Source organism: Hyphobacterium lacteum (assembly GCF_036330345.1).
GTDB classification, from domain to species: domain Bacteria; phylum Pseudomonadota; class Alphaproteobacteria; order Caulobacterales; family Maricaulaceae; genus Hyphobacterium; species Hyphobacterium lacteum.
The window spans coordinates 39,452-61,330 of sequence record NZ_JAZDRP010000001.1; the positions used below are offsets into that span (position 1 = coordinate 39,452).

Below are 21,879 nucleotides of genomic sequence, written 5' to 3' on the forward strand. Positions count from 1 at the left end.
GGCAAGGCGCTGTTATTCGGAGCCTATGCCGCCGAGTGTGAAGAGAGTGACACGGAACTGGATCGATTCCGAGGGGCCAAGTGCACCTACATTCAGGTTCTCACGCTGATAGAGAACTTCGAAATCGGTACAGAAGTCCCGATAGCGGAATCCGACCTGCTGGCGCCGGTTCACATCGGCGTCCAGATCGCGCTGGAGATTGTAGACAAGGCTCCACCGGTCGGTGAGCCGGGTCTGCGAAGTCAGCTGGATTTCCTCGCTGGTTCCCGCCCGGTTCAGGGCGTCGTCAAAGCCGAAATAGCGAATCTGCCCGTTGAAGCGGTCATTCGTATAGGACGCCACAACATCAACCCGGTTCAACGTGCCATCATTGGAGTCGACGCGCGTGCGCGCCATGACCGAGAACTGGCCGAGATCGACCTCGCCCGCCACGATGATATCGGAATCATCGTCGAACAGGCCACTATTGGCCGGGAAGACCGGATTGCCGTCGATGCGCCGGCTCTGGCCGATGAAGCCGCGCAGGCGGTTATTTTCGCCCCAGAATGTTGTGGACCGCAGGCCATAGGTAACACGCGTACCTTCTTCCCATAGATCATAACCGGTGGCCCGGTTGTGATCGAACAGCAGCGTCTCATCGAGCTCGGCAGTGAGGCTGTCCTCATTTATGATCCGCGCCTGTTCGCTGGCGTCGGAGGCAAACAGGCCCTGGATCATCGGTTCGAGGATGGTGTCGGTTTCACCGGATGAATTGATCAGCGGCCAGCTCAGCTCGGCCCCGGCATAGCCCAGGAAGCGGCCGAAGGAATCCTCGGTCACCGGATCCGTAGGCAGGGCGCCAGGCACGTCTTCAAAGCTGTAATAATCAGCGCGGCCCGCCGCGAACGGTTCGAAGACCAGGCCGGCAGGCGCGATAAACCGGGCCTGCCAGTCGACGGAAGCCGATGCGCGTTGATAATCCACGCCGTCATTCCGGGTCAGAACGGCGGTGGATGCAATGGTCCGTACGCGGCCAAAATTCTCGCCGGCCGGGTAGGTCAAGCGGACTTCACCAATCGGCGCCATCACCGGCAAACGATCGTCAATTTCTGTTTCGCGCAGGCTTTGCACACCGGCCGTAGCCAGCTCGGCATAGTAGTGATCGCCGCGCCCGCGAATGTAGAGCTGGTTCATCAACCGTCTCGGGGCCGGCTGGAACAGGCCCGGATAGTCATTATACGTTTCCGAGATGTCATAGGTGCGCAGATGGAAGTCGTCTGACGCCAGCTGTACGCCAAATCCCCAGACCCAGTTCTCGTTAAGGTCAAACTCGCCGCCGCCGAACAAATGCCAGCGGTGTTCGGAATCGTTGAAGAGGTTGCCGTCACTGTCGAGGTCCCGCTCATTGGTATAGCTGGCCTCGAATTCCATATCTCCGGACCAGAACCGTTTGCGATAGGCGATTTCCATCAGCGGATTGGAATTCGCCATGACCCGGGGTGTCAGTGTCAGGTCCTGATAGGGTGAAATCGCCCAGTAATAGGGCTGGCCATAAAAGACGCCGAGCCTGGAGGATGCGCCGAAAGACGGAAACAGGAAGCCGGAACGCCGCTGCGAGGACGGGTCTGCATGCGCGAAGGCCGGTGCATAGGCGACCGGAACACCCAGCACTTCCAGCCGAACATCACGGTAATAGATCATCTCGGCTTCGGTATCCTGCACGGCACGGGCGGCCCGCAGGCGCCAGGTCGGTTCCTCGCCATTGCCGCCTATCCGGCAGGCCGTGTAGTACGCATTGGTCAGCTCCAAAGAGCCATTGGCCCGGCGCGCAGCGAACGCTGCGGCGGCGCGGCCATTATTTTCCAGCAAGGTCGAGAAGCCGACAGCAAGGCCTTCACCCAGCTCGTCATCCAGCTCGACCTCATCGGCATATTGAGGCGGTGCATTATCCGAGAAGATGGCAACATTGCCGCGCGCAATGACGCGGTTCTGGCCTGGCCGGTATTCCAGTTCGTCGGCCTCGACCGTGCGCCCGCTCTGGCGGGCCACGACATTCCCGCGCGCGATATAGCTGCCGGCTTCGCGGTTCTCGATCAGCGTGTCGGCTTCGATGTAAACCGGTTCGTCACTGGTTTCCGCCGTCAAAAGCCCGGTCTGCTTGTCCAGCCCGATCTCGCATTCCGAGGCAAGGGATGCGCCCGGAACCAGAACGCTCAGACAGACCGCAGACAAAAGCAGTGACCGCATCAAAAACTCCTCAAGGCGCGCGCCGCCCTGACAACGCTTAAACGGTTCGCCGCGAACCGTCCACGCCTAGGCTAACCATCTTCTGTTGAAGCAATATAGGCAAGCGCCAGAAGCGTCGTGATCATCGGCGCAGCCCAGGCGGCGGTGATCGGCGGGAGCGTGCCGTTTTCGCCCAGCGTGTGCAGGACTTCCTGCACGAAGTAGACAAGGAAACCGGCCGCACCGCCGGTCAGTGCGAAGGCTGCCGCTCCACCCAGCCGGTAAAGCCGCAAGGTGGCGGCAGCGGCAATCAGGCTGGCGGCGATCAGCGTCAGCGGCAAGGTGAGAAGCCCTTGCCAGCGCAGTTCGAACCGCTCCACGGCCAGTCCGGAGGCTTCCGCAGAAGCAATCAGACCCGGCAAATCCCAGAAGGATACCCCGCGCGGCGACCGGATGCGCTCGAACAGGGATTGCCGGTCGATCGAGGTCGGCAGAGAAACCTCTCCGATTTCGAGTGGCTCAGCCCCCGGCGAAAGTTCAACCGCGTTCTCCAGCGTCCAGAACCCGGCTGCGAGCCGTGCCAGATCAGCGGAAACCCGGCGGTCGAGATCCGGCGTGCCGTTCTCGCTGGTCACATAGAAATGGAAGACCGGGTGCAGCAATTCACGGACGTTTTCTTCCAGCTGTCCGGCGGAGATCACGATAAAGCCATCACTGGTGGTTTCCCGTAGCCAGATCTGCTCGGCCCGCGGTGTATCCGTCTCGATTTCCGTAAGCTGGTCGCGCCGGGCTTCGAACTCGGCATTCAGGGCTGAGCCCAGCGGATTTAGAAGGGTGGCTGCCAGGAGGCCGAAAACCAGGGCGATCATCACCGCCGGCGTCACGATCCGCCAGGCCGAATAGCCGGAAGCGCGCATCACGACGAGTTCGCTGCGCCGGTTCAGGCGGAAGAGGGCAAACAGCACACCGAACAGAAAGATAAAGGGCAGGGTCTCCTCCAGCAGGAGGGGCGCACGCATCATCGTCAATGTCAGAAGCTCGAAGGCTGAAATCTCGATGCGCGTGCCGATGGCGCGCGATTGTTCGACGAAGTCCACGAGGATGATGATGGTGGCCACAATGGCGCCGGCGACCAGAAGACCGAACAGGATCTGCCGCGCCAGATACCGCCCCAGCTTGTTGGGAAGCAGACTCATGACGCGGCTCCCTCGGCGACCGGTGCCCGGCGCCGGGTTTTCGGTTTGCGCCACCAGATGACCATGATGGAACCGATGATTGCCGCAATGGGGATGGCGTACTGCACATAGTTGAACGCCATATCGTCAGTGGCCGCGGACTGGGCGGCAAAGCCTGACAATCTTACCGCCAAAGCAATGGCAACGGCGATCACGACCTTGCGTGTATTGCCCATCCGCGAATGGGCGCCCGACATGTAGGCTGCCGCCGCGATCAGCGCGAGCGCGATATTATACAGGGGGCCGGCGAGGCGGTAATGCGCCTCGGCCTGCAGGCGTTCCACGCCCCGCGCCCGGGCCAGCGAGGCGGCGCTGGGATAGAAAAGCTCGTGCAGGAAAAGGTCCGATTCCTTGAAGAAGAAAATCAACTGGGGGTCGACGAAATCGCCCAGATCGAACTCATAGCGGTCGAAGGTCAGGAAGCTGAGCGCGCCGGTCTCGTCGATCTGCTGCACATTGCCGTCGATCAGCACCATGGACGGGCGCTCCGCGCCGCGCACGATCACGCCCTCGCGTGCCGCATAGCTGGATACCTCGTCCGGATCGCGGGCATCGTGAATGAAGATATCACTCATCCGCCCGCTGCCATCGGATTCGCGTGCATAGAGCGTCACGCCAGCGGCAAGATTGGCGAATTCGCCTGGCCGCACGAGGCTGGCAGCAACATCCGTACGCAGCTCGTATACGCTGCGGCGCATTTCCTGATAGGCCAGAGGCTGGATGAAGAGGTTGACCACCAGGTTCAGCAAGGCGGCCAGAAAGGCCAGCCGCATCACCGGTGACAGCAAACCCCAGCGCGACAGGCCGGAGGCCGATGCCACCGTGGCTTCTGAATCCGAATACAGCCGCGAAAGCCCCGCCAGCACGGCGATGAACAGGGCAAAGGGTGATAAAAGGGCAATCAGCTGCGGCAGCGCCAGAAAGGTCACCTTGATGAAGGTGAAGGCGGTTTCCCGATAATTCGAGATGAAATCGATGTTCGACAGCGATTGTGTCAACAGCGCCAGACCCGCAAACGCAACGGCGGCGGTGAGGAACGGCATCAGCAATTGCCGGAACATATATCTCTGTACGAGAATCATTCGACCTGCAGTCTCTTGCGGTTTCGGCCTTCTATATCACCGTTTGATCGGATACCACTTCGCCGACACATTTTGCGCGGCAGTTTGCATCGCGCGTCAACCACCACCGAGGGATGAGGCATGGAAATCAAGTTTGCAGCAGCACCGAAATCCGGCTCGATCGCCGTCGCGGCGTTCGAAAAGGCGGCGTTGTCCGATGCGGCCAAGGCCGCTGACAAGGCGAGTGGCGGGGCGATTTCCCGCGCTATCAAGGGTTCCCGCTTCAAGGGCGGTGCCGGCGAAACCCTCGTTCTGTCAGCGCCGTCCGGCATTGATGGCGATCGCGTTGTGGTATTCGGCGTTGGCAAGAAAAAGACCGATGGAAATACGATGGAGCAGGCCGGTGCCGGCCTGACCAAGGCGTTGCTGACCTCGGGTGAAAAAGCCCTCCACGTTGATCTGGCCGGCGTTTGCGATGCCGAGTGTGCGGCGCGATTCGCACTGGGCGCCATGCTGGCCGCCTACCGCTTCGACAAATACCGCACAAAACTGTCCGACGACAAAAAGCCGTCCCTGTCCAAGCTGACCATCGCGACCGACGACATGAAGGCGGCCAAAGCGGCCTGGACACACGCCAGCGCGGTGGCCGATGGCGTCTATATCGCCCGCGATCTGGTCAACGAAGCGCCGAATTTCCTGCGTCCGCCGGAATACGCCAAGCGCGTCGAGAAGCTGGCCGATCTGGGTCTCGAGATCGAGATTCTCGGCGAAAAGGAAATGAAGAAGCTCGGCATGCACTCCCTGCTGGGCGTCGGCCAGGGTTCGGTGGCTGAAAGCAAGATCGCCATCATGAAATGGAATGGCGGCAAGAAGGATGACAAGCCGCTGGCCTTCATCGGCAAGGGTGTCACTTTCGACACCGGCGGCATCTCGCTGAAGCCCGGCCAGGGAATGGACGAGATGAAGGGCGATATGGGCGGGTCTGCCGCCGTTGTCGGCCTGATGGCGTCGCTGGCGAAGCGGAAAGCCAAGGTCAATGCAGTCGGTCTCATCGGGCTGGTCGAGAACATGCCCGATGGTGATGCACAGCGCCCGGGCGACATTGTCACCTCCATGTCCGGTCAGACCATCGAGATCCTCAATACAGATGCTGAAGGCCGCCTCGTGCTGGCTGATGTGCTCTGGTATGCGCAGGACAAGTATGATCCGGAATTCATGATCGATCTGGCTACGCTGACCGGAGCGATCCTGATCTCGCTGGGCCATGAGCATGCGGGCATCTTCTCCAACAATGACAAGCTGGCTGACACGCTCACCAAGGCCGGTCTGGCCACCGACGAGAAGGTCTGGCGCCTGCCGATCGGTCCGGAGTATGACCGCCAGATCGACTCACCCGTCGCTGACATGAAGAATATCGGTGAGGGCCGTTTCGCCGGCTCCATCACGGCTGCGCAATTCCTGCAGCGCTTTGTCAATGACAAGCCATGGGTACATATCGACATTGCCGGTACCGGAATGTGGTCAGGCGCAAAGGATGCCCGCCTGCCGACCTTCGGTACGGGCTATGGCGTGCGCCTGCTCGACCGCTTCGTCGCCGACAATTACGAGAAGTAGGCAGGTATGCCCGGCGAGCTGTGGTTCTATCATCTCGAGCGGACCACGCTCGCCGACGCCTTGCCGGAATTGCTCGAAAAGACACTCGAAAAGGGCTGGCGGGCGCTGGTGCGCACGTCCAGCACGGACCGGCTGAAAGAGCTGGACCAGCGCCTGTGGACGGTGAAGGAAGACAATTTCCTGGCCCATGGGCGCTCGGACGAGCCCGACCCGGATCGTCAACCCATCCTGCTCTCTCTCGAAGAAGACAATGCCAACAAGGCTCAGGTCCTGTTCACCCTCGACGGGGTAGAGCCGGAAAACCCGGACGGATTCGAACGCTGCTGCGTGATGTTCGATGCGGCCGACGAGGCTGCCATCAACGCGTCCCGCGCACTGTGGAAGAAAGCCAAGGGCGAGGGACGGTCCGTCGCCTATTGGCAGCAATCGGTTGAAGGACGCTGGGAGAAGAAGGCCTGAACATGATGAAACAGACAAGATTTTTCGCCATCCTGCCTTTCCTTGCCCTGTCGGCTTGCGCCACCCCGCCCGCCGAAGCGCCGATCGAACGCCCGGTTTTCGACGATAATGCCTGCGATGCCGATGCGCTTTTCTACCTGGTTGGCCAGAATATCAACGAGGTCGACACCGACACGCTGCCGCATCCCTACCGGGCTATTTCGCCGGGCATGGCCGTGACGATGGATTACCGGGCTGACCGCACCAATTTCGAACTCGATGAAAACGACCGCATCGTTCGGGTCTATTGCGGGTAGAAAAGCTTTTCCTCCCCCGTTCACGGGGGAGGTGGCAGCGAAGCTGACGGAGGGGGCAGCGGGAGCAGCGAACGCCCCCCTCGGCCTTTCAGACCACTCCCCCTGCAAGCAGGGGGAGAAAATCTCCAACTAACTAGTCCGCCTCCGCTGCTTCCAGCCTCTCCAGCGCGTCCAGCCATTTCGTTTCCGCCGCATCGATCAGCTCTTCGGCCTTGGCCCGCTTGATCTGCAGCTCGGTCGCGGTTTTCGGATCTTTCTCGTAAAGGCCCGGCGCAGCCAGCCCCTTGTCGATGGTCGCCAGCACACCGCGCAAACGCTCGGCTTCCTTTTCCCATTTCGCCGCTTCCTGTTTCAGCGGCTTGATTTGTTCGCGGCGCTGCGCCGCCTCTCGGCGGCGTTCGGTCTTTTCGTCAGCCGGCGCACGATTGCGCCCGCGCTCGTCTTTCGGCGTCTTGCCGGTGACGAACAGGCGGTAATCCTCCATGTCCCCGTCATAGGGCGCGATGCCGCCATTCGCGCATAGCCACAAACGGTCCACACAGCTCTCGATCAGATGCCGGTCGTGGGCGATCAGGATCACCGCACCTTCATAGCTGTTGATCGCATCGATCAGGGCCGCCCGGCTGTCCATGTCGAGATGGTTGGTCGGTTCGTCGAGGATGAGAAGGTTCGGCCCTTCAAACACGATGAGGTTCAGCAGGAGTCGCGCCTTCTCACCCCCCGAGAGCTGTTTGGCCTTGGTTTCCTGCAGATGGATAGGCAGGCCGAAACTGGCCAGCCGCGACCGGCGCTGGGCCTCTGTGGCCTCTTCCATACGGTCCAGCACATGGTCATAGGCGGACTTTTCCGGTGGCAGCACGTCCAGCTGATGCTGGGCAAAGAAGGCGGTCGTGATTTTCTTGTGAAAGCGGAAATGCCCGTCCATCGGCACCAGCCGTCCGGCCAGCATTTTGGCAAAGGTCGACTTGCCTGAACCGTTCTTGCCGAGGAGGGCAATCCGGTCATCCGGATCGATCCGCAGATTGAGATCGCGCAAGACGGCCTTGCCGTCATAACCCAGAACCGCATTCTCGATCCGCATCAGGGGCGGGGCCATATCCCGGTGCGGCGAGGGGAAGACAAAGGGTGCAACCGGATCTTCGACAACCGTGGCCACGGGCTGCATCTTCTCCAGCCGTTTGATCCGGCTCTGGGCCTGCTTGGCCTTGCTGGCCTTGGCGCGGAAGCGGTCGACAAAGCTCTGCAGATGGCGGCGTTCATCGTCCTGCTTGGCCTTCAGCTTCATTTGAAGGCGTTGGCGTTCGGCCAGCGTCTTTTCGAAACTGTCGTAGCCGCCTGCATAGATGGTGATCTTCTTCGCACGCAGATGGGCGATCTTGTCCATGGCGTTCAGAAGATCGCGGTCGTGACTGATGATCAGCGCCGCTCCGGGGAATGAGCGCAGATAGCTTTCCAGCCAGATCGCGCCTTCCAGATCGAGATAATTGGTCGGCTCGTCCAGCAGGAGCAGATCGGGCCGCGCAAACAGCGTCGCCGCAAGCGCGACCCGCATCCGCCAGCCGCCGGAGAATTCCGAACAGGGGCGGCGTTGCTCTTCCCCGGTAAAGCCCAGGCCCGCCAGAATCGTGCCGGCGCGCGCTTCGGCGGAATGCGCTTCAATGTCTGACAGTCTTGTCTGGATCTCGGCGATGCGGTGCGGATCGGTGGCGGTCTCGGCCTCTGCCAGCAGGCTGGCGCGCTCGGTATCGGCGGCCAGCACCACATCCATCAGGCTTTCCGGGCCGCCAGGGACTTCCTGATCGACCGAGCCCATCCGCGCACCCTTGCGGATGGAAAAATCCCCCGCTTCGGCGCCGAACTCGCCCTTGATCACGCGGAACAGGGTGGACTTGCCCGAGCCATTACGTCCGACCAGACCCATCCGGGTCTTCGGCGGCAGGTGGAAAGTCGCCTGATCGATCAGGACGCGGCCTTCCATCCGGCAGGTGAGGTCGTTGACGTGCAGCATGGGAGGCAGCGGCTAGCACGGCTTCACAAGAGACGAAAGCGTCTCTATAAGCCCGCGCGACTCTTCAACTCCTCCCCAAGAACCGGAGCATTTCAAATGGCGATCCAGCGCACCTTCTCGATTATCAAGCCCGATGCCACTGCCCGCAACCTCACTGGCAAGATCAACGCCAAGATCGAGGACGCCGGCCTGCGCATCATCGCGCAAAAGCGCATCCACATGACCAAGGAACAGGCAGAGGGCTTTTACGGCGTTCACCGCGAGCGTCCTTTCTTCAATGACCTTGTCAGCTTCATGATCTCCGGCCCGGTGGTCGTGCAGGTGCTGGAAGGCGAAGACGCCATCGCGAAATACCGCGAAGTCATGGGCGCCACCAATCCGGAAAATGCCGAGCCGGGCACGATCCGCAAGGAATTCGCCGAGTCGATCGAAGCCAATTCCGTGCACGGTTCCGATGCTCCGGAAACCGCCGCCCAGGAAATCCCCTTCTTCTTCTCCGACGACGAGATTGTTGGATAAGGAGATAGGTTTTCCTCCCCCGTTTACGGGGGAGGTGGTCGCGAAGCGACCGGAGGGGGCCGGCGCGTAACGTCATTGCCCCCCTCGGCCCTTTGCCCCGCTTTCGCGGGGACAGGCGGACCACTCCCCCCGCAAGCAGGGGGAGAAACAAAAATTCATAAGCCCGGCCAGGTGCCGGGCTTTTTCTTGTCTGTTTAGGGGGATAGCCCGCTGACCGGTCCCAGTTGCCGGTAGGCGGACGTGTCTGGCAAAGGTGGGCGCGCGTCAGGGGGCGCCAACAAGAAACGAAAGCTTTGCCATGTTATCCCTTATTGCCAGCGCGGCGTTGACCGCCACTCTTTCCGCCGACCCGGTGTCGGCCGAGTTCCAGTCCAACGAGCACCACACCTTCAGCGCAGAAGAAATCGCGCTCATCGATGCCCGGCTGGACGCTGTTCATGCCGAGGTCGAGGCTGTCTATCCGGCACTGGCGGATACCGTATCAGTCACGGTGATCCCGGTTCACCGTCCGGCGCTGGATGCGCTGGGAGGCGTGACCGGCCGGGCCGAGCGCCCCGGCGAGCTGGTGGTCGAAATTTCCGTTACCTATCCCGGTGGCATCGAGGCGGCCGTCGAGACCGGCCTGCGCACAACAATGGCCCACGAGCTGCACCATACCGTCCGCGGCTGGACGATGCAGGGCAATCATTATGGCCACGGCATCCAGATTGCCGTGATCAATGAGGGCCTGGCCACGGTGGCGGCCGAGGAGATCACTGGCGCGGTCAATGCTTCCGATCTGCCGCCGGAGAATATCGAGGAATGGGCCGAGGAAGTTCTCGCCCTGCCGCAACGCTCTAACTATGGCGAATGGATGTTCATGCATCCCGACGGGCGCGAGGCGATCGGCTATCGCACCGGCCGCTGGGTGGTCCGCCAGGCCATGGAGCGTTCGGGTCTGACCATCGAGGAGCTGACGGATCGCAGCCCGGCGGCGATCTGGGCTCTGGCCGGGTTCGATTGGGACCGCACGATGCGCTAGGCGCGCTAGTCCTCCCGGGCCGGTTTCTGGCGCAGTGCTTTCGTCTGGGAGCGCTGCGCCTTGCCGGCCTTCACCTTGCGGATGGAAGCAAGGGAAGGGCGGCTCTTCTTGCGCGGTTTGGGCTTGTACAGGGCCCGGATGACAAGCGTTTTCAGACGTTCGCGCGCCGCAGCGCGATTGCGCTCCTGCGAGCGGGATTCGCTGGCTTCGATGATCAGCACGCCATCTTTTGACATTCGCCGTCCGGCTAGCCGCGTCAGGCGCGCCTTGACCTCGTCTGAAAGCGCGCTCGTCCTCGCCACATCAAAGCGCAACTGCACGGCGCTTTCGGTCTTGTTGACATGCTGGCCACCCGGGCCGGAAGCACGGATAAACCGCTCTTCCAGCTCGCTTTCCTCGATGAAGATGGCCTCATTGATTTGCATGCCGTGTGACTAGCACAGCTTTCGCAAACACGCCGGATAGAGCGTGTGTTCCTCGATCAGCACGCGCTTTTCCAGCGTCTCGGCCGTATCGCCGGGCAGAACCGGTACGCTGGCCTGTCCGATGATTTCACCGGCATCCATTTCAGGCACCACGTAATGCACCGTACAGCCGGCCTCGGCATCGCCCGCATCCAGCGCGCGCTGGTGCGTATGGAGGCCGGGATATTTCGGCAAGAGGGAGGGGTGGATGTTGATCATCTTCCCGGCCCATTTATCGACGAAACCCGGCGTCAGGATCCGCATGAAACCGGCCAGGCAGATGATATCGGGCCTGGCAGCGGATAGCACTTCGTGCAGGGCCGCGTCGAACGCTTCCCGCGTGGCATATTCCTTATGATCGACCACGGCATGCGCAATGCCTTCAGCCGCCGCATATTCCAGACCGCCCGCGCCGGGCCGGTTCGAAAGGACCAGAATCGGCTCCGCCGGAAAATCCGCGGCTTTCATGGCCTCGCACAGGGATCGCATGTTTGATCCCCGGCCGGAAATCAGGATGGCGACACGTTTTGTCACTTCGCGGTCAGTTCGCCACAGATGAAGGCGTCCTCGCCGGCATCATTGAGGGCGACCACAATCGCTTCGGCATCTTCTGCCGCGACCGCCAGCAGCATGCCGATCCCGCCATTGAAGGCGCGCCGCATCTCGCTTTCATCAATGCCCCCGGTCTGCGCCAGCCAGTCAAAGACCGCCGGGCGCTGCCAGGACGTGCAATCCAGCTCGAAACCGAGATGATCGGGCAGCATGCGCGGTGGATTTTCAACCAGCCCGCCACCGGTGATATGGGCAAGGCCCTTGATCAGCCCCTCGCGGATCAGTGGCACGCAGGATTTGATATAGAGCCGCGTCGGCGTCAGCAGAGCCTGACCGACGCTCTCGCCGGGTGCAAAAGGCGCATCGTCGGTCCATTTCAGACCGGAAATCTCGACGACCTTGCGGATGAGCGAATATCCGTTGGAGTGCGGGCCTGATGAAGCCAGCCCGATCAGCACATCACCGGCCTGCATGTCGTCCATTCGTGGCAATAGCGAACCGCGCTCGGCAGCCCCCACGACAAAGCCGGCCAGATCGAAATCATCGCCTGCATACATGCCGGGCATTTCCGCGGTTTCACCGCCGATCAGGGCACAGCCGGACTGGCGGCAACCTTCTGCAATGCCGGCGACAATGGCTTCGCCGCGGGCCGGATCGAGCTTGCCTGTAGCGAAATAATCCAGAAAAAACAGAGGCTCGGCGCCCTGGGCGAGCACGTCGTTGGCACACATGGCGACCAGATCGATCCCGATCGTATCGAAAATGCCGGTCTCGATCGCGATCCGCAGCTTGGTGCCCACACCGTCCGTGCCGGATACCAGGATCGGATCCTCATAGCCGGCCGCTTTCAGGTCGAAAGCACCGCCAAAACCGCCCAGAGCGACCTCGGCGCCGGGCCGGGCCGTGGACTTTGCCAGCGGCTTGATCCGGTCGACCAGTGCGTCTCCGGCATCGATATCCACACCGGCATCGGCATAGGTCAGGCTGTTGCGGCGGTCTTCGGTCATGGCAGGTTTTCCAGATTCGGCCTTGCGGGAATGTCCCTCAAAACTCAGCTTTGGCGCAAGACACGGGCTTCACCGCGCGTCTCAGGCGGGTATAACGGGGCGTATAGCTCAAAGCGAAGGGAAGCGCGCCATGATGCGTCAGTTATTTGCAGCCATCGCCGCGATTGTGGTCTGGACCGGTCTCGCAGAAGCGGATTCGCCTTACACGGTCGTGGGCGTGCCCATCGATGCCACGGCGGATAACGCGCTGGAAGCGCAGACGATTGCCATGCGGCGCGGCCAGGTGGCGGCGGTTCATGCACTGCTCGCACGGCTGACCCTGCCGGAAGACCGGCTGCAAGTGCCCGAGATTACCAATGAGGCTGCGGCCGAGATGATCAGCGGCCTGCAGGTTCGCAATGAACAACGCAGTGCCACGCGCTATCTGGGCGAGCTGACGGTCAGCTTCGATCCCCGGGCGGTTCGCATCTGGCTGAACGGGCTGGGTGTTCCTTTTGTCGAAGGCCAGGCGCGAGAAATTCTGGTCCTGCCGGTGCTGCAGACAGCTTCGGGCAATTACTGGCTCTGGAATACGACCAATCCGGAAACCGGCGAAGTCAACGAACAGCCCTGGCTGCGCGCCTGGCGCACGGGTGGTTACCAGCACGCCCTGTCTCCGGTCAGCGCACCGTCGGGGGATGCCGGCCGCATGCTGATTGATGGCAACAGTGCGGTCCAGATGAATGAAAGCCAGCTGCGCTCGGTTGCACAAGCCTATGGCGTCTCGCGCGTCGCGGTCATGGTCGCGCGCCAGGGCGAGGGCGGTGTCCGCGTCGACGGGCGTCTGTTTTCCTTCGATGGATCCGGTGAAGTCTCCAGCCAGCAAATCCCGACCATCGCCACGAACACTTTCCGTGGCGCAGCAACCCGCTTCGTGACAGATCTGGAGAATGCCTGGAAAGCGGAAGCGATCGTTCGCGGCGGCGGTGCTGAATCGCTGAATGTCACCGTGCTCTACAACTCCCTGAGCGAATGGCGCCGCCTGCAGAACGCGATCACCGGCACTTCGCTGATCCGTTCGGCCCAGCTGGATGCCATCGCGCCGACCGGCGCGATGATGACGCTGGAATTCCGCGGCCAGTTCAGCCAGCTGCAGCGTGAACTGGATGCGCGCGGCGCACGTCTGATGGAAGATCCCGACCTCGGCCTTGTCGTCAGGTCGCGATAGAAAGAGACCCGATGGGTGAACAACTCGCGCTTGGCCTGCCTCCGCGAGAGGATTACAGCGCGGCCAGCTTTATCGCCGGCGCTGCGAATGCATCTGCGCGCTCGGCGCTGGCGGGATGGAAGGCCTGGCCCGGCCGGGTTCTTGTCCTTTACGGGGCGCCCGGTACCGGCAAAACCCATATGGCGCATCTCTGGGCGGAGGAAACCGGCGCCATTCTGGTGCCGGGAGAACATCTGGCGGTCATGCTCGAACGCTTGCCTGACGGCCGGCCTGTCATTGTCGAGGATGCCGACGCCCGGGCCGACAGGACGGCGCTGTTCCATCTGATGAACCGGGCGCTGAATGAAGCGCTTCCGGCTCTCCTGCTGACCGGGCGGGAGGCGCCGTCGCGATGGGACACTGACATTCCCGATCTCAAATCCCGTTTGCTGGCCGTCTCGACCGCGGAGCTTGAAGAGCCGGATGATGTCCTTCTGGTCCGCCTGTTGAAGAAACTGTTTGCCGATCGACAATCCCCGCTGGTGGACGGGCTGATCGAATACCTGCTGCCGCGCATGGAACGCTCGGTGGAAGGCGCACGGCGTCTGGTTGAGGCACTGGACCGCGAAGCTCTGGCGCGGCGCACGCCGATCAATCGCGGCGTGGCACGCCGCGTGCTTGGCGGTCAGGACAGTGACGAGGACGTTTGATGGATGATGCCGTGACACCGCAGGCTGCAACGGCCGAGCCGGAGCTGATGGGCTCGCCAGAGCGTTTCCTGAACCGGGAATTGTCTTGGCTGCAATTCAATACGCGTGTCCTCGAGGAGGCTGCGAACAAGGACCACCCCGTCCTGGAACGCCTGCGTTTCCTGTCCATATCCGCCAGTAATCTGGACGAATTCTACATGGTGCGCGTGGCCGGTCTGCGGGCCCAGATGCGCAATGGCGTTTCCACGCCATCGATTGACGGGCTGACGCCGGCCGAACAATTGCGCCGCATCAACCAGTTTGCCGGTGAGCTGATGCAGGAACAGCAGATCCGCTGGCAGCAATTGCGCAAGGAGATGACGCGGGTGGGGGTCAAGGTGCTGGATGCCCAGGATATCTCCCAGCAGGACCGCGATTGGCTGGCGGAAGATTTCCTGAAGCACATCATGCCGGTGATTACGCCGCTGGCGATTGATCCGGCGCATCCTTTCCCTTTCATTCCCAATCTCGGCTTCTCGATGGTCTTCAAGCTGCGGCGCAAGAAGAACCGCAAGCCGATGACCGCGCTGATTCCCATGCCGTCTGGCGTGAACCGTTTCATCCAGCTGCCGGATCGCCGTTACAACAAGGCCGGCCACCCGATCCGCCGCTATGTGGCGCTGGAGACGGTTTTTTCCATGTTCCTCGACAAGCTGTTTCCGGGACATGTGCTGGAGGGCTATGGGGCGTTCCGCATCATTCGCGACAGCGATATCGAGATAGAGGAAGAAGCCGAGGATCTGGTCCGCGAATTCGAGGAATTGCTGAAGGAGCGCCGCCGCGGCGTGCTAGTGCGCCTGAAGATAGAGACCGGCATGCCTGAGGATCTGAAAGCCTTCATCATCCAGCATTTGAAGGCCGAGCCCGACGATGTGATCGAGGTGGACGGCATTCTGGGCCTCGCCCAGCTATCCCAACTGATCCCGGATGAGCGCCCGGATCTGGTCTTCAAGCCCTATGAGCCGCGCTTTCCCGAGCGGATCAAGGATTATGGCGGCGATTGCTTTGCCGCGATCAGGGCCAAGGACATTCTCGTTCACCATCCCTATGAAAGTTTCGATGTGGTGGTCCAGTTCCTGCGCCAGGCGGCGCTGGATCCGGACGTGGTGGCGATCAAGCAGACGCTCTACCGGACCTCGAAGAATTCGCCGATCGTTGCGGCCCTCGTGGAAGCGGCGGAAAGCGGAAAGAATGTCACGGCCCTGGTCGAGCTGAAGGCACGCTTCGACGAGGAAGCCAATCTGAAATGGGCGCGCGACCTGGAACGGGCCGGTGTGCAGGTCGTCTACGGCTTTACCGAATACAAGACCCACGCAAAGGTCAGCCTGGTTGTGCGGCGCGAGGCCGGTGAGCTTCAGACCTATGCGCATTTCGGGACCGGCAATTACCATCCCATCACGGCGCGGATTTATACCGATCTGTCGCTTTTTACGGCCGATCCGGCATTCGGCCGCGATGCAGGACGGATATTCAACTATGTCACCGGTTATGCGCGTCCCAAGGACATGGAGCGCCTGTCGATCTCGCCGGTCAGCCTGAAAAAGAATTTGATCAAGATGATCAATCGCGAGATCGACAATGTGAAGGCCGGAAAGCCCGCCGGCATCTGGGCCAAGCTGAATTCGATCACCCATGACGAGGTGATTGATGCACTTTACCGGGCCAGTCAGGCCGGGGTCAGGATCGAGCTTGTGGTCCGCGGCATCTGCTGTCTGCGGCCCGGCGTTCCGGGCCTGTCGGAGAATATCCGGGTCAAGTCGATCGTCGGCCGCTTCCTTGAACACTCGCGGATTGTCTGCTTTGCCAATGGCGAGGAAATGCCCAGCCCCTCGACCCGGGTGTTTATTTCGTCCGCCGACTGGATGCCGCGCAATCTGGACCGGCGCGTGGAAACGCTGTGCCCGATCCAGAACCCCACCGTGCACCGCCAGATCCTCGATCAGATCATGGTGGCCAACCTCAATGACGAGGAACAGAGCTGGTATATGCGGGGCAATGGAGAATATGAGCGGGTCGATGTCAGCGATGTCGCCAGACCGTTTAGCGCGCACGAATATTTCATGACCAATCCCAGCCTGTCAGGGCGCGGGCAGGCGGTGAAGAATGATCAGCCGCTGACCTTGCCCTATGCCGGACCTCGCCTTTGACAAAAGCCTCGAAAAAGCTGAGCGCCGAAAATGCCATCGAGCGCGACATCGCGGTGATCGATGTCGGTTCGAATTCCATTCGTCTCGTGCACTTCCGGCTTGAGGGAAGAGCGCTCTGGCCGGTGTTCAATGAAAAGACCAGTGCCGAACTTGGCAAAGGGGTCGGCGAGACCGGAAAGCTGAACCCTGAAGGCGTGGAGAGCGCGCTTCGGACCTTGCGCCGCTTCACGATATTACTGGATGCCAAGGGCGTCAGCGAGCGTATCGTCTTTGCCACCGCCGCTGTACGCGATGCCGAGGACGGTCCCGTTTTTGTCAGGCGCGCGAAAGAGGAAGCCGGTGTCAAAATCAAGGTTCTGACCGGCAAGCAGGAAGCGCTGATGTCAGCGCTCGGCGTTGTGGCTGGCATTCCCAATGCGACCGGCGCGGCGGCCGATCTCGGTGGCTCCAGCCTCGAGATCATTCCGGTATCTCTGGCGGCACCGGGCAAGGGCATCACTTTGCGGCTGGGGCCTTTGGCAGCGCCGGACGGTTTGATGTCCAGCCGAAAGGCAGCCAAGGCCTGGATCGACGAGCGCCTGAAGGAAGCCGGACCGGTCTTCAAGGAATGCGGCGACACTCTCTATGCCGTGGGCGGCGCCTGGCGGGCTCTGGCCCAGCTGGCGATTGCCGAGGCGGACTATCCTTTGCAGGTCATCCACCAGTTCCAGCTGAGCCGGGGTGCTGCCAAGCAGATTGCTGATTTTGCCGCGCGGCTGTCGCCAGCGTCGCTGGCCGGAACACCGGGTGTCAGCCTGCGCCGTGCGGAAATGCTGCCCTATGCCGGGCTTTTGCTGAAGCGGTTGATGAAGAAGGGCAAGTTCAACCGGGTCGTGTTTTCCGCCTTTGGTTTGAGGGAAGGCGCTGTATTCGATCGGCTGCCGGAGATTATCCAGGCCGTGGACCCGCTTCTGGCGGGGGCCGAGGCGGTAGCCCGTCCGGCTGCGCCCAGTCCCAGCTTCGGACGTGCGATTGCTGCCTGGCTGGAGCCGGTCTTCGCCAGCCGGGATCATTTCTTCGGCAATCGAAGCCCGTTGATCCGCGCGGCCGCCGCCCGTCTCTGTGATGTCGGTGCGCGTCACCACCCCGATCACCGCGCGGCCCTTGGCCGCGAGCTCGCCCTGTTTGCGCCCTTTGCCGGCGTGGCTCATGCCGAGCGGGCCTATATGGGCCTGGCCTTGCACCATCGCTATGATGGCAAGCGGACACCGGCTGACAGCCGGGTTTTCCATCATCTGCTGGATGAAGAAACCCGCCAGATGGCGATGAGCTACGGGCTGGGCTTGCGCTTCGCTGCTGCCTTGTCAGGCCGTTCGGAAGCGTTGCTCAGCCGGTTTTCGTTGTCGGTGGAAGACGGCAAGCTGGTTCTCAGCGCGCCGGAAGCCGATACGGATCTTGTGGTGGAACGCGCGCGCGGGCGCTTCGAACAGATGGCCGTATCGCTGGATCTCGAACCGGTACTGGTCAGCGTCTAGAGCTGTTTTGCCGTCACCCGGCCGTTTTCCAGCATCAGCCCGATCTTGCCGTGCTTGAGGGCGAGGGCGGTTTCCCCGAACACATCACGCCGCCAGCCGCGCAGCGCAGCCACATCGGCCTCATCGCTGGTGGCAATCTCTTCCAGGTCCGGCACGGTCGCAATCAGGCGCGCGGCAACACCGGCTTCCTCGGCTACCAGCTTCAACAGCACTTTCAGCAATTCCACCGTGGCGCTGGCGCCTTCCGGACGTTTGGGCGGCGGCGGCAGTGTGGGTGCGTAGGCTTTCGGGTCGGCCAGTGCCGGTTTCAGTTTCTCGATCAGGCGTTCAGCCGGGCGCGAGCGCTCGAAACCGCGGGGCAGGGCACGCATGCCCTTCAGATCATCCGGTGTTTCCGGCGCGGCATGCGCAATCTCGTAAAGGCCTTCATCCTTGACGATGCGCTGGCGCGGAATGTCGCGGCTTTGGGCTTCTTCCTCGCGCCAGGCGGCAGCGGCTTTCAGCGCGGCGAGCCATTTCGGATGGTTTTTCCGGACTTTCAGGCGCTGCCAGGCGTTTTCAGGATGCTGCTCATACGTCGCCGGATCGGTCAGAATGGCCATTTCCTCGGCCACCCAGCTCATCCGGTTGGCGCTTTCGAGGCGTTCGCGGATGATCGGGTAGAGGTCGCGCAAATGCGTGACGTCGGCGATGGCATAGCCTTCCTGCGCCTTGGTCAGCGGCCGGCGCGCCCAGTCGGTAAAGCGCGAGCCCTTGTCAATCGGCCGCTTCAGAACGGCATGGACCAGCTTGTCATAGGCAATCGAGTCGCCGAGCCCGAGCGCCATGGCGGCCACCTGGCTGTCGAAGATCGGATGCGGGATCAGCCCGTCAGCCATGTGGAAGAAGATTTCCAGATCCTGCCGAGGGGCATGAAAAACCTTCATGATCCGGTCGTCGGCCATCAGGTCCCAGAACGCTTCCAGATCAATGCCATCCGCCAGCGGATCGATCAGCACTTCGGTCTCACCGCCGGCGGCCTGGATCAGGCAGAGCTGCGGCCAGAAGGTGCTTTCGCGTATGAACTCGGTGTCGACGGCGATGAAATCCTGCTGCCGCAGATCATCGCACGCCGACTCGAGCTGTTGTGTGGTCGTAATGAGTTCCATTGACCACCGCGTTTAACGGGCTTCACCTAACTTGGCGAGGGGCTTTGACCGCGAAGCTTCATCATCCTGATAAAAGCAACGATGGCGACGATTGCGCTGACCCCGGCGATATACAGGAAGGCGGTTTGAAGAGGCAGTGCAACAAAGGCGATGGCGGCCAGCGTGAACTGTCCCAGGGTTGCCGTGAAGGCGTTCATCAGCCCGCCAGCGGCCAAAAGGCGCCCGCGAATGGACTCCGGCGCACGGCGTTGCGCCATGGCCTGTAGCGGAACCACGAACAGGCCAGCGGACACAGCCGCCAGAACGAGATCGATCAGCAGCCGGCGATTGGCGGGATCCTGAACAAATTGCATGCCGGGAATGAGTTCCGCATCGGCCGGTACGGGCGGATTGTTCCAGGTGATCATGGCCACATCGACATTGAAAATGACGAGGCCGATCGCCCCGGCGACCGAGAAGGGGAGCGCATCTCCCTTGCCCGAAAGCGCGCCACACAGGATGGCGCCGATTGCCGCACCGATCGTGAACAGCGCGCTGAAAAGCAGAACGGCGGTTTCATCCGTCCCCAGCACGCCGCGCGCAAAATTGGGAATGAGTGTGACAATGGACGCGGCCAGCATCCAGAACCACGCCGCGCCGAGGAGAGGGCGCAGAACCTGAGGATTCTCGAAGGCCGACCTCAGCACACGCACAATCTCCCAGATGAAATTGTAGGACAGTTTCATTTCGGGGTTGCTGGCAGGTGCGGGTGGCAATTGCCGCATGGCAATCCAGCCGATCACCGCAACACCGACAAGTACTGAGCCCACGATCAGCGGCCCATTTTCGCGGGTGATCAGGACGGTGCCGAAGCCGATCCCGATCAGCACCGAAATGTTCAAAAGGCCGGAAATCATGGCGTTTCCGGGCACCAGTTCATGGGGCTCGAGGAGAGTTGGCAGGGCTGAATTCTTGGCCGGGGCAAAAAAGGCCGACTGCACACCCATGAAGAAGAGGGCAACAATCAGGAGAAGTGGCTCTCGCAGCATGAAACCGCAAGCCACGATCAGCATCAGCCAGATCTCGGCAAACTTGGCAAACCGCATGATCCGAGTGCGGTCCACCTTGTCCGCCAATCGCCCGGCAAAGGCCGAGAAGAGGAAGATCGGCAAAGTGAAGGCCGAGGCCGCGATCGGCACCAGCATTTCTGAATTCAGCCCGAACAGGGTGACGCCCTGGAAGGCGACAATCGTCACCAGAGCATAGCGGAAGAAATTGTCATTGAAGGCGCCCAGAGACTGGGCCACGAGCATCGGCCAGTAACGGCGCTGGCCGACGAGATTGATGGCGATCTTGGCACTCATTGCTGCGCCTCCTTTTCCAGGCGGCGCGTGTGCGCCTCGACCGTGGTTTCCAGCGTGGCCATGAAAGAGGCCGCGTCAAGTTTCGGGGATAAGGGTTCCAGGAATTCGATGACCGCTATGCCGGGGTGCTTGCTCCATTCCTGTTGCGGCCAGAAACAGCCCAGATTGGTGGCAACCGGCACAACGGGCCGCTCCAGCTGCGTGGCCAGGCGGTATACGCCCTTGCGATAGGGTTTGCCATGGCCCACCGGCACCAGATGGCCTTCCGGATATATCAGGATCGGGCGGGTTTCTTCCTGTGAGCGGCCAATCCCGTCATTCAGCGACTGGTGCGCCTTCCGCCCACCCTGATTGTTCACCACGATGGCACCGACCCGCGTCAGCACCCAGCCGATCAGCGGGTATTTCAGCATGTGATCACCGATCACGAAGTTCACATTCCCGGTCTTGGCCACCAGCACGATGCCATCGCCCCAGGACTGGTGCTTGGCAGCGATAATCACCGATTTGTTCTTCGGCGGCTGGCCGCGCACCTCGACTTTGATGCCGCAGATGACGCGCATCAGAAGGACGGTCAGGCGGCAATAGGAACGCACGCCATGCATCAGGAAGAATTTCCCCGGGATCAGCGCCAGAATGGCGCACAAAACCGCGTAGATGCCGGAAATCGTCCAGTAGAGAATGTTGAAGATCGTCGAGCGCATGGCGCTTATCCTTCGCTTCTCAGAACGGCCATGACGCCAGCCGTGAACGTATCGATCAGGTCGGTCAGCGGCGTGGTGATGCGGCCATAAAGGCGGTATTCGGCCGATTGCAGCACGACCCCCATCGCCATGGCGGATTTCAGCTCCGGATCGCCCCTGGGCACCTCTCCGGCGCCCATCGCCGCTTCCAGCCGGCGCGCCAGCAGGGTGGACGGGTCCGCCCCGCCATCGCCGGCGCGGGCCAGAACGGTGTTGCGCGCGGTCAGGTGATAGGCAAAGGCGGCGGGATCGCTCTCGGCCAGTTCGCAATAGGCGGCGACCAGCCCGCGGACAGTGGCTTCCAGCCCGTCATAGGGCGCGACCTTTTCCTTCAGAACGCCCAGCAGATTGGCATGAATGGCCTGGAACAGTGTGTGGGCGAGGGAATCCTTGCTGTCGAAATGCCGGTACATGGCGCCATCGGATATCCCGCAGGCCTTGGCGATTTCCTTGATCGAGACACCATCCACGCCCTTGGCCGCGAACAGTTTCAGCGCATTGCGTTCGATCCGGGCCTTGGTCGAGCCCGGCCGGCCGGTAATTCCCCGGTCGTCGGGGCCTCGCTCCAGCAAGCTTTGATCCAGATATGTATCCATGACCAACCTCCG

The 21,879-nt window shown here is 61.7% G+C and carries 20 protein-coding genes; 9 read left to right on the forward strand and 11 right to left on the reverse strand.

The features are described 5' to 3' along the window. Nucleotides 1-12: 12 nt before the first annotated feature. From V0U79_RS00235 to V0U79_RS00245, 3 genes are all read right to left on the reverse strand, one after another. Nucleotides 13-2,226 (reverse strand): LPS-assembly protein LptD, encoded by a 2,214-nt coding sequence (locus V0U79_RS00235; RefSeq protein WP_330197446.1) that lies wholly within the window; start codon nt 2,224-2,226, stop codon nt 13-15. Nucleotides 2,227-2,297: 71 nt separating this feature from the next. Then, nucleotides 2,298-3,401, reverse strand: coding sequence for an LptF/LptG family permease (locus tag V0U79_RS00240; protein WP_330197447.1), 1,104 nt, complete (start codon nt 3,399-3,401; stop codon nt 2,298-2,300). After that, the gene (locus V0U79_RS00245) at nt 3,398-4,522 is read right to left on the reverse strand and encodes an LptF/LptG family permease (RefSeq protein ID WP_330197448.1); all 1,125 of its coding nucleotides are present in this window, start codon (nt 4,520-4,522) and stop codon (nt 3,398-3,400) included. The genes V0U79_RS00240 and V0U79_RS00245 overlap by 4 nt, the downstream gene beginning before the upstream one ends. 120 nt (nt 4,523-4,642) lie before the next feature. On the opposite strand from V0U79_RS00245, the gene V0U79_RS00250 reads away from it, so the two are divergent. Genes V0U79_RS00250 through V0U79_RS00260 form a run of 3 tightly spaced genes read left to right on the forward strand, consistent with a single transcriptional unit; the run spans nt 4,643 to nt 6,870 of the window. Then, the gene (locus V0U79_RS00250) at nt 4,643-6,115 is read left to right on the forward strand and encodes a leucyl aminopeptidase (protein ID WP_330197449.1); all 1,473 of its coding nucleotides are present in this window, start codon (nt 4,643-4,645) and stop codon (nt 6,113-6,115) included. A gap of 6 nt (nt 6,116-6,121) precedes the next feature. Continuing rightward, the gene (locus tag V0U79_RS00255; protein WP_330197450.1) at nt 6,122-6,574 is read left to right on the forward strand and encodes a DNA polymerase III subunit chi; all 453 of its coding nucleotides are present in this window, start codon (nt 6,122-6,124) and stop codon (nt 6,572-6,574) included. Nucleotides 6,575-6,579: 5 nt separating this feature from the next. Beyond that, complete coding sequence (locus V0U79_RS00260; RefSeq protein WP_330197451.1) at nt 6,580-6,870, forward strand: I78 family peptidase inhibitor; 291 nt, start codon at nt 6,580-6,582, stop codon at nt 6,868-6,870. Between the two features lie 133 nt (nt 6,871-7,003). On the opposite strand, the gene V0U79_RS00265 is transcribed toward V0U79_RS00260, so the two are convergent. Further along, a complete protein-coding gene (locus V0U79_RS00265) occupies nt 7,004-8,878 on the reverse strand; it encodes an ABC-F family ATP-binding cassette domain-containing protein (protein WP_330197452.1) in 1,875 nt (624 codons plus the stop codon). 96 nt (nt 8,879-8,974) lie between these two features. Here V0U79_RS00265 and ndk point away from each other — a divergent pair, with 96 nt between their 5' ends. Both ndk and V0U79_RS00275 read left to right on the forward strand, forming a co-directional pair. After that, nucleotides 8,975-9,397 carry a nucleoside-diphosphate kinase gene (ndk, locus tag V0U79_RS00270; protein ID WP_330197453.1) on the forward strand — a complete coding sequence of 141 codons (423 nt, stop codon included), beginning with the start codon at nt 8,975-8,977 and terminating at the stop codon, nt 9,395-9,397. Nucleotides 9,398-9,695: 298 nt separating this feature from the next. After that, nucleotides 9,696-10,418, forward strand: a complete 723-nt coding sequence (locus V0U79_RS00275; RefSeq protein ID WP_330197454.1) for a DUF2268 domain-containing putative Zn-dependent protease — start codon at nt 9,696-9,698, stop codon at nt 10,416-10,418. 5 nt (nt 10,419-10,423) lie between these two features. Here V0U79_RS00275 and arfB read toward each other — a convergent pair whose 3' ends face one another. The 3 genes from arfB to purM are packed head-to-tail and all read right to left on the reverse strand — an operon-like array spanning nt 10,424 to nt 12,441. Next, nucleotides 10,424-10,843: an alternative ribosome rescue aminoacyl-tRNA hydrolase ArfB gene (arfB, locus tag V0U79_RS00280; protein WP_330197455.1), complete on the reverse strand. Its 420-nt coding sequence runs from the start codon at nt 10,841-10,843 to the stop codon at nt 10,424-10,426. Between the two features lie 9 nt (nt 10,844-10,852). Continuing rightward, nucleotides 10,853-11,416 carry a phosphoribosylglycinamide formyltransferase gene (purN, locus tag V0U79_RS00285; RefSeq protein ID WP_330197456.1) on the reverse strand — a complete coding sequence of 188 codons (564 nt, stop codon included), beginning with the start codon at nt 11,414-11,416 and terminating at the stop codon, nt 10,853-10,855. Further along, nucleotides 11,413-12,441, reverse strand: coding sequence for a phosphoribosylformylglycinamidine cyclo-ligase (gene purM / locus V0U79_RS00290; protein ID WP_330197457.1), 1,029 nt, complete (start codon nt 12,439-12,441; stop codon nt 11,413-11,415). Before purM ends, purN begins: the two co-directional genes overlap by 4 nt. Before the next feature lie 130 nt (nt 12,442-12,571). On the opposite strand from purM, the gene V0U79_RS00295 reads away from it, so the two are divergent. From V0U79_RS00295 to V0U79_RS00310, 4 genes are read left to right on the forward strand one after another with little or no spacing between them, the layout of a single operon-like run. Beyond that, nucleotides 12,572-13,648: a DUF2066 domain-containing protein gene (locus V0U79_RS00295; protein ID WP_330197458.1), complete on the forward strand. Its 1,077-nt coding sequence runs from the start codon at nt 12,572-12,574 to the stop codon at nt 13,646-13,648. Between the two features lie 11 nt (nt 13,649-13,659). Next, on the forward strand, nt 13,660-14,337 hold the full coding sequence (locus V0U79_RS00300) for a P-loop NTPase family protein (RefSeq protein ID WP_330197459.1): 678 nt from the start codon (nt 13,660-13,662) through the stop codon (nt 14,335-14,337). Continuing rightward, a complete protein-coding gene (locus V0U79_RS00305; protein ID WP_330197460.1) occupies nt 14,337-16,523 on the forward strand; it encodes an RNA degradosome polyphosphate kinase in 2,187 nt (728 codons plus the stop codon). Before V0U79_RS00300 ends, V0U79_RS00305 begins: the two co-directional genes overlap by 1 nt. After that, entirely contained in the window at nt 16,520-18,037 is a 1,518-nt protein-coding gene (locus V0U79_RS00310) for a Ppx/GppA phosphatase family protein (protein WP_330197461.1), read from the forward strand. The genes V0U79_RS00305 and V0U79_RS00310 overlap by 4 nt, the downstream gene beginning before the upstream one ends. Here the strand turns inward: V0U79_RS00310 and rnd are convergent. From rnd to V0U79_RS00330, 4 genes are read right to left on the reverse strand one after another with little or no spacing between them, the layout of a single operon-like run. Further along, nucleotides 18,034-19,185 carry a ribonuclease D gene (gene rnd, locus V0U79_RS00315; protein ID WP_330197462.1) on the reverse strand — a complete coding sequence of 384 codons (1,152 nt, stop codon included), beginning with the start codon at nt 19,183-19,185 and terminating at the stop codon, nt 18,034-18,036. The genes V0U79_RS00310 and rnd overlap by 4 nt on opposite strands. Before the next feature lie 26 nt (nt 19,186-19,211). Beyond that, a complete protein-coding gene (locus V0U79_RS00320; RefSeq protein ID WP_330197463.1) occupies nt 19,212-20,528 on the reverse strand; it encodes an MFS transporter in 1,317 nt (438 codons plus the stop codon). Then, entirely contained in the window at nt 20,525-21,232 is a 708-nt protein-coding gene (locus V0U79_RS00325) for a lysophospholipid acyltransferase family protein (protein WP_330197464.1), read from the reverse strand. The genes V0U79_RS00320 and V0U79_RS00325 overlap by 4 nt, the downstream gene beginning before the upstream one ends. Before the next feature lie 5 nt (nt 21,233-21,237). After that, a complete protein-coding gene (locus tag V0U79_RS00330; protein WP_330197465.1) occupies nt 21,238-21,867 on the reverse strand; it encodes a TetR/AcrR family transcriptional regulator in 630 nt (209 codons plus the stop codon). Nucleotides 21,868-21,879 lie beyond the last annotated feature (12 nt).

Coding starts and splice junctions, on each gene's coding strand:
- V0U79_RS00235 (WP_330197446.1), bottom strand. CDS start 2,226: ATGCGGTCACTGCTTTTGTCTGCGGTCTGTCTGAGCGTTCTGGTTCCG.
- V0U79_RS00240 (WP_330197447.1), bottom strand. CDS start 3,401: ATGAGTCTGCTTCCCAACAAGCTGGGGCGGTATCTGGCGCGGCAGATC.
- V0U79_RS00245 (WP_330197448.1), bottom strand. CDS start 4,522: ATGATTCTCGTACAGAGATATATGTTCCGGCAATTGCTGATGCCGTTC.
- V0U79_RS00250 (WP_330197449.1), top strand. CDS start 4,643: ATGGAAATCAAGTTTGCAGCAGCACCGAAATCCGGCTCGATCGCCGTC.
- V0U79_RS00255 (WP_330197450.1), top strand. CDS start 6,122: ATGCCCGGCGAGCTGTGGTTCTATCATCTCGAGCGGACCACGCTCGCC.
- V0U79_RS00260 (WP_330197451.1), top strand. CDS start 6,580: ATGAAACAGACAAGATTTTTCGCCATCCTGCCTTTCCTTGCCCTGTCG.
- V0U79_RS00265 (WP_330197452.1), bottom strand. CDS start 8,878: ATGCTGCACGTCAACGACCTCACCTGCCGGATGGAAGGCCGCGTCCTG.
- ndk (WP_330197453.1), top strand. CDS start 8,975: ATGGCGATCCAGCGCACCTTCTCGATTATCAAGCCCGATGCCACTGCC.
- V0U79_RS00275 (WP_330197454.1), top strand. CDS start 9,696: ATGTTATCCCTTATTGCCAGCGCGGCGTTGACCGCCACTCTTTCCGCC.
- arfB (WP_330197455.1), bottom strand. CDS start 10,843: ATGCAAATCAATGAGGCCATCTTCATCGAGGAAAGCGAGCTGGAAGAG.
- purM (WP_330197457.1), bottom strand. CDS start 12,441: ATGACCGAAGACCGCCGCAACAGCCTGACCTATGCCGATGCCGGTGTG.
- V0U79_RS00295 (WP_330197458.1), top strand. CDS start 12,572: ATGATGCGTCAGTTATTTGCAGCCATCGCCGCGATTGTGGTCTGGACC.
- V0U79_RS00300 (WP_330197459.1), top strand. CDS start 13,660: ATGGGTGAACAACTCGCGCTTGGCCTGCCTCCGCGAGAGGATTACAGC.
- V0U79_RS00305 (WP_330197460.1), top strand. CDS start 14,337: ATGGATGATGCCGTGACACCGCAGGCTGCAACGGCCGAGCCGGAGCTG.
- rnd (WP_330197462.1), bottom strand. CDS start 19,185: ATGGAACTCATTACGACCACACAACAGCTCGAGTCGGCGTGCGATGAT.
- V0U79_RS00320 (WP_330197463.1), bottom strand. CDS start 20,528: ATGAGTGCCAAGATCGCCATCAATCTCGTCGGCCAGCGCCGTTACTGG.
- V0U79_RS00325 (WP_330197464.1), bottom strand. CDS start 21,232: ATGCGCTCGACGATCTTCAACATTCTCTACTGGACGATTTCCGGCATC.
- V0U79_RS00330 (WP_330197465.1), bottom strand. CDS start 21,867: ATGGATACATATCTGGATCAAAGCTTGCTGGAGCGAGGCCCCGACGAC.